We start from the raw sequence: 14146 nt of genomic DNA, 5'->3' as shown, positions 1-14146 counted from the left end.
TAGTATCTTTACCTGCAATTTATGATTCAACCTTTAAAGCTGTAAATGCTCAGCATCAACGAGATAAAAAAACCTGTAGCTGCTGAAATTGATGTTTTTGAAAGTAAATTCAAAGCCTCCATGCACAGTTCGGTGCCGTTGCTTGACCGTATCACGCATTATATCGTAAAGCGAAAAGGCAAGCAAATCCGGCCGATGTTTGTTTTTTTCAGTGCTGGTTTGTGCGGCGGAATTAACGAATCTACGCATCGCGGTGCCGCTTTGGTGGAGCTTTTGCACACCGCAACTTTAGTGCACGATGATGTGGTCGACAATTCTTACCAGCGACGGGGTTTCTTCTCTATCAATGCTTTGTGGAAAAACAAAATTGCGGTTTTGGTGGGCGATTATTTGTTATCGAAAGGTTTGCTGCTTTCGCTGGATAATAATGATTTTCACCTGCTAAAAATAGTATCCGAAGCGGTAAAGCAGATGAGCGAAGGCGAACTGCTGCAGATTGAAAAAGTGCGCAAAATGGATGTTGGCGAACCGATTTATTACGAAGTGATCCGCCAAAAAACGGCTTCTCTGATTGCTTCCTGCTGTGCCTGCGGTGCAGCTTCGGCCGGTGCTGATGCCGGAACAGTTGAAAAAATGCGGCTTTTTGGTGAGAAAATCGGCATTGCTTTTCAAATTAAAGATGACATGTTTGATTTTGGTCTGGATGATGTGGGCAAACCGCTGGGCATCGATATTAAGGAAAAAAAAATCACGTTACCTTTAATTTATGCCTTAAACAAAGCATTAAAAACGGACCGGAACAAGATCATCAACCTGGTGAAAAACCATAATGATGACCCTAAAAAAGTAGCTGAAGTGATTGGGTTTGTGAAAGAATCCGGCGGTTTAGCTTATGCAGCTACGCAAATGGCCGCTTATCAGGCAGAAGCTTTTGATATTTTAAACAATTTCCCGCAAAACGCTTTTCGCACAGGCCTGGAGCAATTGGTGCGTTTTACCACCGAGCGCAAAAAATAGCCGGTAAAAGAAGCATTAGCGTTGCCCTTTGCTTGGCTCAAAACAAAAGAATTTTCGCTGGCCTGAAAAAGGATTTTTGAGCCATTAGGGTTGTAATAATGCAATTATGTTTTTTTTATAAGATATTACATCCTCAGGCTTTCTGTTTGACAGATTTTAATCATACTTTTGATAAAGCAACAAAGATGCAATTAAATGAACTGGTTAAAAATAAATATTGATCGGGACAAACTGGGGATTTCTGCTTCAGTGCTCTGCGCCGCACATTGCGCGCTCCTGCCGGTTTTGATTACACTGTTTCCGCTGCTTGGGATCGGGTTTCTGATGAAAGACTGGGTAGAAGTTTTCATGATCGTAACCTCTGTCCTGATTGCAGGCTTCTCCCTGGCACCATCCTACAAACTTCATCAAAAACGTTTGCCAATAATTTTACTGCTGATTGGAATTGGTTTAATCGTGCTTGCCCATTCAGTATTGCAAGAAAAACTGGAGCCGTTTGTGCTGCCTGCGGGAGGGCTGACCATTGCCTCGGCGCACTATTTCAACCACACTTATGTTTGTACGTGCAACCACGGTCGTCCTACAATCCCAAATACGGTAATTACAACCACAAAATGATTGACGAAGGTTTTTAAGGGCTAAAAGAATTGCTAATTTTACAGTCGAAATTATGAAAAGGAACTTTGAAGTGCTGCTGCGCGATAATCAACTTAAAATTACAAACCCAAGGTTAAGCGTATTGAGATTGATTGCCGACCAACAGTTTGCCACTTCGCAGCCGATGCTGGAAAAGGTGCTTGGGAACGAGATAGACCGGGTAACGCTGTACCGCATTTTAAAAACGTTTGAAGAGAAAGGTATTTTGCATAAAGTGATCGACTTGAACGGAACGGCCAATTATGCCATTTGTTCGTCAAACTGCTCTGCAAATGCGCACCATGACGAACATTTTCACTTCAATTGCAGCAACTGCCACAAAGTTTATTGTATGAATGATTTTCATCTGCCGGCAATTGCCCTTCCGCCCGGCTTTTTGGCAGAAACGCTAAACTTGTCCATAACCGGTGTTTGCAAGGATTGTAACCTGTAATAGCTGAAAACAGGAAATATTAATATTACTACGCACAAGGTTTAAAGCCTGTTTAAATTTCTTCATAAAATTTTATATGCTTCTTTTACCACCTAAAATTTAGCGGTTTTTATTTGGGGTTTTTTCTATCCGCAGCAATTAAATAAAGCAAAATTTATGGCATAAAAGAAGCATTATAAATTGACCGACAGAAACTTAAACGCGCCATTAGTTCATCACACGCAGCATTTCGGCATCCATTAAATAAAATTCCGAACGAAGGTCTCCGGAGTTGTTCAATGTTAAAATACCGCGAAGTTCTACAGGCCTGTCCGTAAATTCAACCGGACGGTGCATATGCACTTCTACCATTGCCGGAATGCTCCCGGCACCACAAAAGGCACACTGCGCAACAGGCAGTACCGACAGCATGAACATCTCGTGCATCATACCTGCTTTAACGGCAATGATGTAACCCGGCAACACAACCGTTTTATGATCAAAAACCTTTAGTTCCGGTTTAAAAACCGGCACTAATTTTTTGTTGGAATTGTAAATATGCCGGTAGTTGCTAAAAGCAATCATTTGCCAAAGGGGCGTGATCAACCGGTTATGTTCATCTGTGGTTTGTTGCGCAAAAGAGGATGTACACTGAAACAAGATCAAAATTATAAACAGGTTTCTTTTTTTAACCATGATATGTTTTTACAAATTTAATTATCAAAACCGGTAATCCGGGATTTCATCGGGCCAGTTCAAATTTTTTCGGATAAATTTACATGTTTCTTTTATCGCACAAATTTTGATCTGATAATAGCCGCTGATAATAAACCACCGGATTTTAGGCGATAAAAGAAGCATTTAAAAAGTTTTAAATCAAATTTAAACCGGCCACTGGCTTTAAACAAAGGTTTTTAATGATTAAAATAAATATCAAAATCCATCACATAAAACGCAATATCGTTGCTTTATTTCAGTTTTGTTGATGATAATCTTATTAAAATGCTTAAACACCTGCTGCGAAGGATTTCTGGTTTGCGCGATATTGGTTTTGTGCCGTACAGGCCCGTATAGCGCAGGCACAGTGTTTATAAACAATAGCTTCAAAAGCAACTGATCAAAATTTCTTCTTAAAAAAACATACATGCTCCGGGTTCAATCTGTTTGGCATCAATATAACGGGCAGCCACCGCTGCAGTTTCAAAACTGGGCAGTCAACCAGGGCGAGCAATGGCTTTTGCTGGGCAATTCGGGCAGTGGCAAAACTACATTGATGCACATTATTACCGGTTTGTTAAAGCCTACAGCGGGTGATATAATTATCGGCGATCAGCTGGTTTATGGGTTACCGGCCGCAAAGCTGGATGCTTTTCGTGGCCGCAACATCGGGATTGTTTTTCAGCAGCCACATTTGATCAGCAGCCTTACGGTAACAGAAAACCTGCTGATTGCACAGCATTTTGCCGGGCTGCCACAGGATAAAAAACGGATAGAAGAAGTGCTCGTTTCCTTAAATATGGCCGATAAAAGAAGCATTAAGCCGCAGCAGCTAAGTCAGGGCCAAATGCAGCGCATAGCTATTGCCCGCGCTGTAATCAACAAACCGGCCTTGCTGGTGGCTGATGAACCAACTTCCAGCCTGGACGATGTGAACACAAAAGCAGTTCTGGATTTGCTGATCCAACAATCTGAACTGAACCATGCCACGCTGATTATTGCCACACACGATCATCGGGTGAAAGAAAAATTTACACTACAATATACGCTAAACGGATGACTGTCTTCGGCATTGCCTTAAAAGAGCTTGGCGCAAAACCGCTCACCGCGTTTCTTAACCTGCTGCTGATCGCTTTTGGCATCACGATTTTAACGGTTTTGCTGCTTGGCAGTACGCAGATCAGCAATAAGCTGGAGCAAAACGCAAAAGATATTGACCTGGTGGTCGGCGCAAAAGGCAGTCCGCTGCAGCTGATTTTGAGCAGTATTTTTTATATCGATTTCCCGACAGGCAACATCCCGCTAAAAGATGCCGAACAACTGGCGCACAACCCGATGGTAAAACGCGCCGTACCGCTGGCTTTAGGGGATAATTACAACGGTTACCGAATTGCCGGAACGGATACTTCTTTTGTAAACCTTTATCACCTCAGCCTGCAAAAAGGACGGTTTTGGCACAACGATTTTGAAGTAACGGTTGGCCAGAATGTGGCCGCTGCCGCACATTTACAGGTTGGAAGCCGGTTTTTTGGGGCGCATGGCCTTACCGGGAGCAGTGATATTCATAAAAGCCACGCTTATATCGTTGTCGGGGTTTTGAAACCTCAGCAAAATGTAACAGACAACCTTGTGCTCACCGGCGTGGCCAGCATTTGGCGGATGCACGAGCAGGAACCCGGACCTTCCGCATCCGGACAGGGCAAACCGCAGCCTTTTGAAAGTGGCGAACGCGAAATTACCGCTTTATTGATCCAGTACCGCTCGCCCATGTCGGTGATTTTATTTCCGCGGATGGTCAATCAGTCCACCAATATGCAGGCAGCTTCTCCGGCCATGGAAAGCGCCAGGCTTTTCAGTTTGATTGGCGTTGGCCTTGATACGTTGCATTGGTTTGCATATTTTATCATGGGAATTTCGGCAATCAGCGTTTTCATCAGCCTGTACAATTCACTAAAAGAACGCCGCTACGACCTGGCCATGATGCGCACCATGGGCGCATCGCCGTTTTCTTTGTTTACGCTGATTATTTTAAAAGCCGTAATTTTAACAGTGGCCGGAACGCTGGCGGGCTTGTTCTTCGGGCATTTGATTATGCAGATAATTGGTTTTTATCAGGATTCCTCCCAGGCAAAACTAACCGGAATGCTGTTTTTACCGGATGAAATTTATCTTGTGGCAGCAGGCATTGGCATTGGCATCATCGCCGCTGTGGTGCCCGCTACCGAAGCTTACCAAACCGATATTTCCAAAACGTTGTCGGGTTTTTAAACATTTGCAAAATGAAAAAAACAATGCTTCTTTTATCGGTTGTTTTTTTGCTGCTGCCGTTTTTGGTAAAAGCACAGCACAAAGCCTCTGATCAGATGGATTCTTTTAACTGGGGGATCATCAGTATGGTGAAGTTCAGACAGGTTAGCCCGACCGAAATTTACCCGGTTTATGATGAAACGGTGATGCGCTTTGACAACCGGGCTTTTGAGCTGGAAGGCTACATGATACCGTTAAAAGGCGGCCGCAAACAAAACAGGTTTCTGCTGTCTAACCTGCCCATCAACCAGTGTGCCTTCTGCGGAAAAAACGGCAACCCGATCATGGTTTTGATCAATCTGGACCGGCCGGTGGATTTCACTTTCAAGACCGTAAAAGTAAAAGGGACACTTAAACTGGACAATAAAAACATGGCGGTTGATATGCCCGTTAGTTTGGAAAACGCAAGTTTGGATTTATAAAAAACAGGCCGTAAACATCCAACAAAACAAATAATGCTTTTTTTACAAGATAAAATTATAGGCTAACCGGCCACAACGGTTTTATTTTTTGCGGATGATGTGTTTAACGCCCGCATTAATTTCCATGCTTCTTTTATCACCTAAAATTTAGCGGTTTTTATTTGGGGTTTTTTCTATCTGCAGCAATTACAAAAAGCAAAATTTATGGCATAAAAGAAGCATTGCAAACCTGCAGACAAAAATTTAAAGCAGGCAATGGTTTAAATACAATAAAACACAAAATAAAGTTAGCTTCTGGTTTTATAATTTCTACTTTTGTCGCAAATGTTCAAACGGATAATTGCCATATCCCTTCTTGCAGTGCTGATCAGTTCCAACTTTTCACGCTTTTTTGTATACGCCGGGTTTGAACTGAATAAAAAGTACATTGCCGAAAACCTTTGCATCAATAAAGCACGCCCCTGGCTGCACTGTAACGGCAAGTGTTACTTGATGAAAAAGGTAAAGCAGGCCGAAGAAAACGAAAAGAAACAAACGGCCAAAGATAACCTGAACCGGCAGGAAATTTCTTTTTGCAGCGAGCTTTTCAGCCTTGATTTTCCTCAACCGATTGCCTTAAACTTTCGCAAAAAACCATATTCTGCTTACAACTATCAGTATAGCAGCCGCTATATCGAAACCATTTTCAGACCGCCTAAGCAAGCCGCTTAATTTTCAAGTATTTTTTTAAAACCGGCCAGCAATTTATTTATGATTTATTGTACCGGGAAGGTTTATCCGGCCATGGTATTTCCTGAGTGATATGCTTATACAGGAATTAACCGGCTTTTACAGCGCGTTAATGAAACTTTTATCTGTTATAATTTTATTTTTATTCTCTGTGCCTGTTTCCGGGCAAAATATCAGAGGTAACATCACTTCAAACCAGGGCGAACCATTAAGCAACATCAGTGTAAAACTGGAGGGGACAACATTGGGCACACGTACTACAGAAAATGGTGATTTTACCTTAAAAAACCTGAAACCCGGAACTTACACTTTAGTTGCTTCCGGCGTTGGCTATTTTGCAACCAAACACAATTTGGTTGTGGTAAGCGGCCGGAACAGTTTTCTCACCCTTGAACTTGATAAAGCTACGCAGCTGTTATCCGAAGTTGTTGTTGGTGGTCGTAAGAACCGCCAGCGGGACATGGCAAGCAGCATGGCAGCACGGTTGCCCTTAGCAAATATTGAAAACCCTCAAACCATCAACACGGTTTCTAATCAGGTAATTACGGAGCAGGCTGCTACCGATTTTCCCTCTGTTGTCCGTAACCTGCCTGGCGTTGTAAAGCAATGGTCATCTGTTTCGCCCTATTACAGCAGCCGGGGATTTAACACACGTAATTATGTGCGCAATGGCGTGGACAGTTATTCAACATCAGACCTCGACCCGGTTAACGTTGAACAGATGCAGGCAGTAAAAGGGCCTTCCGGAACGCTGTTTACCAGCTCGTTGGTTTCATTTGGAGGCTTACTGAACCGAATTACCAAAAAACCTTTTGACAGCACTCGTGTAGAAATTGGTTACCAGGCCGGCAGTTATGGGCTCGGCCGCTTTACGGCAGACCTCAATACCCCGTTAAATAAAGAAAAAACGGTTTTATTCCGCATTACCGCAGCTCAACATTATGAAGGCAGCTTTCAGGATGCAGGGTTTATCCGCAGTACGTTTGTTGCCCCAAGCGTGCTTTATAAAGTTGACGACCGCCTTACTTTATCTTTAGAGGCAGAATTTTTTGCACGTGAAGGGACTTCCTTACAGCAAATTGCGCCGATTGGCTTTAAACAACCGGGGGGAACTAAACCGGGAGCCAATAACCCGTCAGAATTGTTTACAGACTACAAGCGCTCTTACTCCAACAACAGCGTTACGCTGAAAGACCCTAACCAAAGTTTTTACGGACAAGTTATTTATAAGCTATCTGATCGTTGGGTATCGCAAACCAACCTTGTGCGGACGTGGACTCAAAACACTGGCAACTACTTAACTTTTAATTTACTGAAAGGCGACAGTTTATTAGTCAGGAGTATATCCAATTACACTGCCTCGCAGTTTACCATTAGCCAAATCGAGCAAAACTTTACAGGCGATTTTAAGATTGGCCGACTGAGAAACCGTTTGGTGCTGGGATTGGATTTTTACCAATTTATTAATTCCTCATCGTCAAATGCCCTGAACGGCCGCGCAGGCAGAAAAGCATTTGACACATTGAGCGTGAAACATGCCATGCCAAACTATGAATTAATCAGCCCGAATGTTATTAATTCTAAACTGAACGGCTTAATACCTGCCTATACCTCTTCGAAGCAAAACACTTATAGCGTTTACGCATCAGATGTACTGAACCTTACTAACCGGTTATCGGCTATGTTAAGCTTAAGGGTTGATCGTTTTAACAATACAGGCACAACCAATCTGACCACTGATTTAACCACAGGCAAGTATGACCAGACTGCGTTAGCTCCTAAATTAGGTTTAGTTTATGAGATCATTAAGGACAAGATTTCTTTATTTGGTAACTATACCAGCGGTTTTCAAAACGTTGCCCCGGTTACTCAACCAGACGGCACAGTTTCTACCTTCAAACCGCAATACGGTAACCAACTAGAAGGCGGTATTAAGGCTGACCTGGCTCAGGATTGGTTAAATGCAACCGTTAGCTATTATGATATTAAGGTAGAAAATACTTTGCGCCCTGATATCGGCCGCCCGACTTATACGGTTCAGGAAGGAGCACAATACAGTAAAGGTGTTGAGGCAGATCTGTTTTCAAGGCCCGTAACCGGCTTATTGCTGAGTGCAGGTTTTGCTTATAACAACAGTCTGCTAACCTCTGCTGATGCAACTGTGAACAACCAGCGTCCGGTAAATTCAGGTCCTGCTAAAACGGCTAACTGGTATGCAAGTTATACCGTCCCGGCAGGGCAATTAAATGGCTTGGGAGGCGGATTAGGCGGTAATTATTACGATCGGGTCCTGATCATCAACAACACTGTTAACGGGCAGTTTTATACAAACGCTTATACTTTGCTGAACGCCGCATTATTCTATAATAAACCCAAATACCGGGTTGGGTTCAACCTGGATAATTTGGCGAATAAACAAAATTACTATGGCGGGTTCGGGTTTATTACGCCCGGGATGCTGCGCAGGTTTATGATGAACATGGCAATCAGATTCTAAAAACAAAAAACATGAAAAACTTTAAAATAATTGTCCTGCTGTTAATTGTAAATTCTGCTTTGAAAGCACAAATGGCCGTACCTGCTTACACAAAACAATTAAACGTGGCTGTATTTATTTACCCGGGCGTTGGTTTAGGAGACCTGGACGGGCCTGTTGATGTGTTTACCAAAGCGGGCCGCATCACAAAGGGACAATACAAGGTTTACACCGTTGCGTTTAAACCGGCGATGATTACAACGCAGGGCGGCACCTTAAAACTTATACCGGATTATACCACAGCCAATATGCCCAAACCGGATATACTTGTTTTCCCGGGAGGAACGGTTGGTTTAGCGGATTCGATGCGCCGCGATCAGCAGGTGATCAATTTTATACAACAATATCAAAACAAAGTTGAAGTGCTGATGTCGGTTTGTACTGCCGCATACTTCGTTGGGCAGGCCGGTGTGTTTGACGGACATAAGGTAACAACCCATTTTTTTCAGGCTGATGACCTGCAGGCTCAATTTCCTGAATCAACTGTAGTCAAAGACGTTCGCTTTGTGGATGAAGGCAAACTGATTACGGCATCTGGCGTAACCTCAGGTATAGACGCATCGCTGCACCTTGTTGCCCGTTTTAGCGGCCAGCAGGTGGAAAAATTGGTTGAAGGCGCTATACAATACACTATGCACGAACACGAGAAATGGCCGGAAGCCATAGGCGGAATGAAATTTGACCGCGATAAACGTAAAAAAATGGGTTTGCTTGCCCAGTGATATTTAATGTTTTGATGAGCACCTGTTTAAAAAAATTTCAAAAAATTTTCCATGCTTCTTTTACCACCTGAAATCCGGTGGATTTTTCTAAAAAGTTCTTAATCGGCAAAAACTACAAAACAAAATTTACAGGCATAAAAGAAGCATCAGAAACCTGTCAACACAAAAATTTAACCCGGCCCTACTTATAATGAAACTAAAAACCATAATATTCATCGTATGCCTTTTATTTACGGCATCTGCCTTTGGCCAGGCCATCAAAGGAACTATTAAAACCAAAACCGGTGCGCCTGTACCTTCAGCTACAATTACTGTTTTGAACAGTACAATGGCAACTGCTTCTGATCGGGAAGGCCAGTTTATCTTAACGCTGACCGAAGGCAATTATCAATTGGCCATCAGCGCGGTTGGTTTTGCAACGCAGTTTAAAACGGTCAGCATCAGCAATAAAACGGTGATAAATTTAACGGTTCAACTTCAGGCCACCGGACGGCAACTGAACGAAGTGCTGGTAACTGCAGAAAAAAACCAGCAGGACGTGCAAAAAGTCCCGGCCGCTGTAACAGTGCTCGATGCGAAACAGATCAGGGATTACCGTCTTTGGGACATCACCAACCTCACGGCCATTGCCCCAAATTTATTTACTGTTGAACATGGCAACAGCACCAGTTCTAATTTCGTGAATATCAGGGGCGTGATGGGCTTTTCCAACGAGCAGGCCGTTGCCACTTATGTAGATGGTGTTTACCAGTTTGATTATTTTTCTGCACCACCATTGTTTAACGATATAGAAAGCATTGAGATTTTGCGCGGCCCGCAGGGAACGCTATACGGGCGAAATGCGTTTGGGGGTGTAATCAGTATTACCACACGTCAGCCCGGCAACACACCTTCCGGTTATGCGGAAATGACTTTTGGAAATTACGGGCAGCAGCGTTACACGGTCAGCCTTTCAGAACCGATCATTAAAAATAAGCTGTTCGCCAGTGGTTCTTTTACTTACAACCACCGCGGTTCAATCTATTATAATGAGTTTACCAAAAGCGGTTTTGACCGAAGGAAAGATTATTCGGGCAACTTTAACCTGCGCTACCTGCCATCGGCCAACTGGTCGCTGGCCCTGAACGTGAAAACAGAAAACGACAATGACCGCGGCAGCTTCCCTTGGGTAACTTCTTTTGAGGAAGTGTTTTCCAAACCTTATCAGGTCAATACCAACAATGCCAATGTAGAACATCGGAACAACTTCAACACCTCGCTGGCCGCCAATTATTACGGCAGGGATTTTAATTTCACTTCGGTATCTTCTTACATTGATTATCGATTGTATTACCCTGATGGCGGTATCGATTACGATTTTAGCCCGCTGAATATTTTTAGCGTTGGCCCGGATACCCGCCAGCACGTTTATGCCGAGGAAATGCGGTTTGCCTCGCCATCCGCAAGCCATAATAAGCTGAAATGGGTAGCAGGTGCCTATGGTTTTATACAGGATAACCATATCAATTCGCCAACTTTGTTCGGGTCGGATTATTTACAAATTGACCCCACGTCCGGTGCCCCGTTTACCACAACCGATATCAGCCGGGGAACCAATAAGGGCTATGCTTTTTTCGGGCAGGCCACTTACCCGCTTACAAAAAAGCTGGACTTTACCGCAGGGATGCGTTATGATCACGAAAAGCGAAAGCTTGGCCAATATACTGATTATCAGAAGGAACCTGATCCGCCGGTTTTACAAACGCCCAACGCAGATTATCAGGCCGGCTTTCACGCAGTTACACCGAAGTTTGTATTAAGTTATAAGGTTCAGGACAATATGCTGCTTTACGGCAGTTATGCGCGCGGGTTCCGGGCAGGTGGCTTAAATACAAATGCACCAACCCCTGCACAAGTCCCTTACCAGCCCGAACATTCTGACAATTACGAGATCGGATGGAAAAATATGCTTTTCAACAATAAACTCAAATTAAACCTGACCGCTTTTTACCTCGAACAGCACAACCAGCAGATCAGCACTTCCCACGACGGCGTAAACCAACTTATCCTTAATGTAGGCGAAATGCACAATAAAGGTGCAGAACTGGAAATTACCGCCCTGCCCGTAAAAGGTCTGCAAATTGACTGGAACGCGAGTTATTCGTATGCACGGTACACTTCACTCCTGCTGTATAGTGCTGATGCAAAAGCAGTTGTAAACTACAAAGGCGATCAGCCAATCAATACTCCGCCAGTCAGTTCGATGCTTGCGGTTCAATATAACTACGATTTTGCGGGCAGCAGGCAGAAGTTATCCGCATTTGTGAGGGGCGAATACCGTTACCTTGACAGATATTACTTTGATTTTGTAAACGGTTTAAGTCAGCCCGCCTATAGTTTATTTAATGGTAAGGCCGGTATAACCAGTAAGCATTTTGAACTTGATTTCTGGGCGCGAAACGTATCTGATAAAAAATACGTTGCTTATGGCTCTTTCGGAACCTTCCTTTTAGGGGCACCCAGGACTTACGGAACGACTTTAATAGCAAAATTTTAAATAAAAAACTGTTCAAACTTTCACCGGAGACAATCAGATGCTTCTTTTATGCCAGTAAAATTGGGTTTTTCCGGTTATCGCCAATCAAAAAAACCGAACATCAAACCATCAAATTTTAGGTGATAAAAGAAGCATGACAAATAGTTCTGATCGTTTTAAACAGCTTATTGAAAACTTAACACTCAAAACAACATGAAAAAACTAATGGGCCTGCTGATATTTTCAGCCCTCGCGCTTACTGCTCGTGCCGTGCCAAAACCGAACAATCCTAAAGCCACAAAAAAAGGCAGTGTAGCAATACATTTTAAAAATATGGTGGATAATAAGGACCTGAAGCTGACTGATTCAATTGAGTTGTATAAAAACAAAAATGGTGATGCATTTAGATTGACCACTTTTAAATACTACATCAGCAACATAAACCTGATTAAAAAAGATGGCGGTAAAACAGCAATCCCGGATTCGTACTTTTTGGTGAATGCGGCAGATTCGGCCACGCTTGACCAGCAAATTTCGGGCATACCGGAAGGTAAATACACCGGTATCAGTTTTACCATCGGCGTGGACAGCGTGAGGAACTTTGCAGGGGCACAAACCGGCGCGCTTGATCCTGCAAAAGGAATGTTCTGGAGTTGGAACAGCGGTTATATTTTTTTGAAACTGGAAGGCGAATCGCCCAGATCAACTGCTAAAAAAAACCGGCTGACGTTTCATATCGGTGGTGCAAAAAACCCGGACAATACCATTCGCACCTTTGCACAAAAGTTTCCTAAAGTATTAAAGATCAGCGATGGCAAACTGCCGGAAATGGAAATAGTTGCTAACGCAGCCGCTTTGTTTCGCGGTAAAACTACGATCGACTTTGCCAAACTCAACTTTACCATGGGCGGCCCAAACTCAGTTGTAGTGGCAGACAATTATGCCAATGGCCTGTTTAAAATAGTAAAAATCAAAAACTGATATGAAAACAAAAGGCGTTGTCTTTTTAGTGCTGCTGTTTTTAATTACGGTCAGTACGGCATATACTTACAAGTTTAAAGGGATTAAATACAGTATCGGGGCAGATAGCGTTCGATTTGCCATACCTGCCAATTTCCCTAAACCGGTTTACGACTTTAAAGATAATCCGGTAACGGACAATGGTTTCAAATTAGGACGGGTGCTTTTTTATGACCCGGTCATTTCAAAAGACAAATCGATTTCCTGCGCCAACTGTCATCAGTCTTTTGCCGCCTTTGCCAACCTTGACCACGCCGTTAGCCATGGCGTGGACGAATGCCTGGGGACACGCAATGCACCGCCACTGTTCAACCTGGCCTGGCAAAAAGAATTTATGTGGGACGGCGGCGTACATCACATCGAACTTTCGCCCATGAATGCCATGACCAACCACTGCGAGATGGCAACTGACCTGAATACCATTACCTCCAGGCTACAAGCTTCAACTGCTTATCCTGCCTTATTTAAAGCGGCATTTGGCACAACCGAGATCAACTCGCAGCGTACTTTCCGGGCATTGGCACAGTTCACAAGTATGCTGATATCGGCCAATTCTAAATACGATAAAGTTATCAGGCACGAAGGGGACGCAGCATTTACAACAGAAGAAGCGGCGGGCTATGCCATATTTCAAAAAAATTGCAGTACCTGTCATAAAGAGCCGCTGTTCACGGATTTTTCTTACCGCAGTAACGGCCTCGACCTGAAACCTGACGACATGGGCCGGGACAGCATAACACACCTTGAAGCGGACCGCGGAAAGTTCCGGGTCCCTTCTTTGCGCAACATCGAGCTGACCAGCCCTTACATGCACGACGGCCGTTTTGATAACCTCAAACAAGTGCTTGAACATTATAATTCAGGTGTTAAGCACCATGCGAACCTCGATCCGGAACTGCAGAAGAACGGCCGTTTGGGGATAGCTTTGTCGGCCACTGCACAAAATCAATTGATCGCCTTTTTAAAAACACTGACAGACAGGGAGTTTGTCAACGATCCGAGATTTCAGGCACCTCATTAATTCATTTAATAAAACCAATTTTGATACATTAAGAGCCTGTTTAAAATCCTGTTGAACAGTGATATGATGCT

13 protein-coding genes are annotated in these 14146 nt (G+C 43.5%); 12 read left to right on the top strand and 1 reads right to left on the bottom strand.

The genetic code is table 11. The annotated features are described in order from the left end of the window. Window positions 1-45: 45 nt before the first annotated feature. The 3 genes from ACOFKR_RS04620 (at window position 46) to ACOFKR_RS04610 (ending at window position 2107) form a co-directional block, all read left to right on the top strand. Window positions 46-1017 carry a polyprenyl synthetase family protein gene (locus ACOFKR_RS04620; protein ID WP_419802848.1) on the top strand — a complete coding sequence of 324 codons (972 nt, stop codon included), beginning with the start codon at window positions 46-48 and terminating at the stop codon, window positions 1015-1017. A 195-nt stretch (window positions 1018-1212) separates the two neighbouring features. Then, window positions 1213-1635, top strand: coding sequence for a MerC domain-containing protein (locus ACOFKR_RS04615; protein WP_419802847.1), 423 nt, complete (start codon window positions 1213-1215; stop codon window positions 1633-1635). Window positions 1636-1687: 52 nt separating this feature from the next. Beyond that, window positions 1688-2107 carry a Fur family transcriptional regulator gene (locus ACOFKR_RS04610; protein WP_419802846.1) on the top strand — a complete coding sequence of 140 codons (420 nt, stop codon included), beginning with the start codon at window positions 1688-1690 and terminating at the stop codon, window positions 2105-2107. 207 nt (window positions 2108-2314) lie between these two features. Here ACOFKR_RS04610 and ACOFKR_RS04605 read toward each other — a convergent pair whose 3' ends face one another. Continuing rightward, entirely contained in the window at window positions 2315-2782 is a 468-nt protein-coding gene (locus tag ACOFKR_RS04605; protein WP_419802845.1) for a hypothetical protein, read from the bottom strand. A gap of 448 nt (window positions 2783-3230) precedes the next feature. Here ACOFKR_RS04605 and ACOFKR_RS04600 point away from each other — a divergent pair, with 448 nt between their 5' ends. From ACOFKR_RS04600 to ACOFKR_RS04560, 9 genes are all read left to right on the top strand, one after another. After that, window positions 3231-3863, top strand: a complete 633-nt coding sequence (locus ACOFKR_RS04600) for an ABC transporter ATP-binding protein (protein WP_419802844.1) — start codon at window positions 3231-3233, stop codon at window positions 3861-3863. Further along, window positions 3860-5071 carry an ABC transporter permease gene (locus tag ACOFKR_RS04595; protein ID WP_419802843.1) on the top strand — a complete coding sequence of 404 codons (1212 nt, stop codon included), beginning with the start codon at window positions 3860-3862 and terminating at the stop codon, window positions 5069-5071. The genes ACOFKR_RS04600 and ACOFKR_RS04595 overlap by 4 nt, the downstream gene beginning before the upstream one ends. A gap of 11 nt (window positions 5072-5082) precedes the next feature. Continuing rightward, complete coding sequence (locus tag ACOFKR_RS04590; protein WP_419802842.1) at window positions 5083-5532, top strand: hypothetical protein; 450 nt, start codon at window positions 5083-5085, stop codon at window positions 5530-5532. Between the two features lie 324 nt (window positions 5533-5856). After that, complete coding sequence (locus tag ACOFKR_RS04585; RefSeq protein ID WP_419802841.1) at window positions 5857-6243, top strand: hypothetical protein; 387 nt, start codon at window positions 5857-5859, stop codon at window positions 6241-6243. A 130-nt stretch (window positions 6244-6373) separates the two neighbouring features. Beyond that, entirely contained in the window at window positions 6374-8758 is a 2385-nt protein-coding gene (locus tag ACOFKR_RS04580; RefSeq protein WP_419802840.1) for a TonB-dependent receptor domain-containing protein, read from the top strand. An 11-nt stretch (window positions 8759-8769) separates the two neighbouring features. Continuing rightward, window positions 8770-9519, top strand: coding sequence for a DJ-1/PfpI family protein (locus tag ACOFKR_RS04575; RefSeq protein WP_419802839.1), 750 nt, complete (start codon window positions 8770-8772; stop codon window positions 9517-9519). A 190-nt stretch (window positions 9520-9709) separates the two neighbouring features. Then, window positions 9710-12055: a TonB-dependent receptor gene (locus ACOFKR_RS04570; protein ID WP_419802838.1), complete on the top strand. Its 2346-nt coding sequence runs from the start codon at window positions 9710-9712 to the stop codon at window positions 12053-12055. A 192-nt stretch (window positions 12056-12247) separates the two neighbouring features. Then, window positions 12248-13015 carry an MbnP family protein gene (locus ACOFKR_RS04565; RefSeq protein ID WP_419802837.1) on the top strand — a complete coding sequence of 256 codons (768 nt, stop codon included), beginning with the start codon at window positions 12248-12250 and terminating at the stop codon, window positions 13013-13015. A gap of 1 nt (window position 13016) precedes the next feature. Further along, window positions 13017-14075 carry a cytochrome-c peroxidase gene (locus ACOFKR_RS04560; RefSeq protein ID WP_419802836.1) on the top strand — a complete coding sequence of 353 codons (1059 nt, stop codon included), beginning with the start codon at window positions 13017-13019 and terminating at the stop codon, window positions 14073-14075. Window positions 14076-14146 lie beyond the last annotated feature (71 nt).

The sequence above is a fragment of the Mucilaginibacter sp. genome (assembly GCF_965201005.1).
GTDB lineage: Bacteria > Bacteroidota > Bacteroidia > Sphingobacteriales > Sphingobacteriaceae > Mucilaginibacter_A.
Note: the sequence above shows the minus strand (reverse complement) of the source record. Positions and strands in the feature narration are given on the sequence as shown.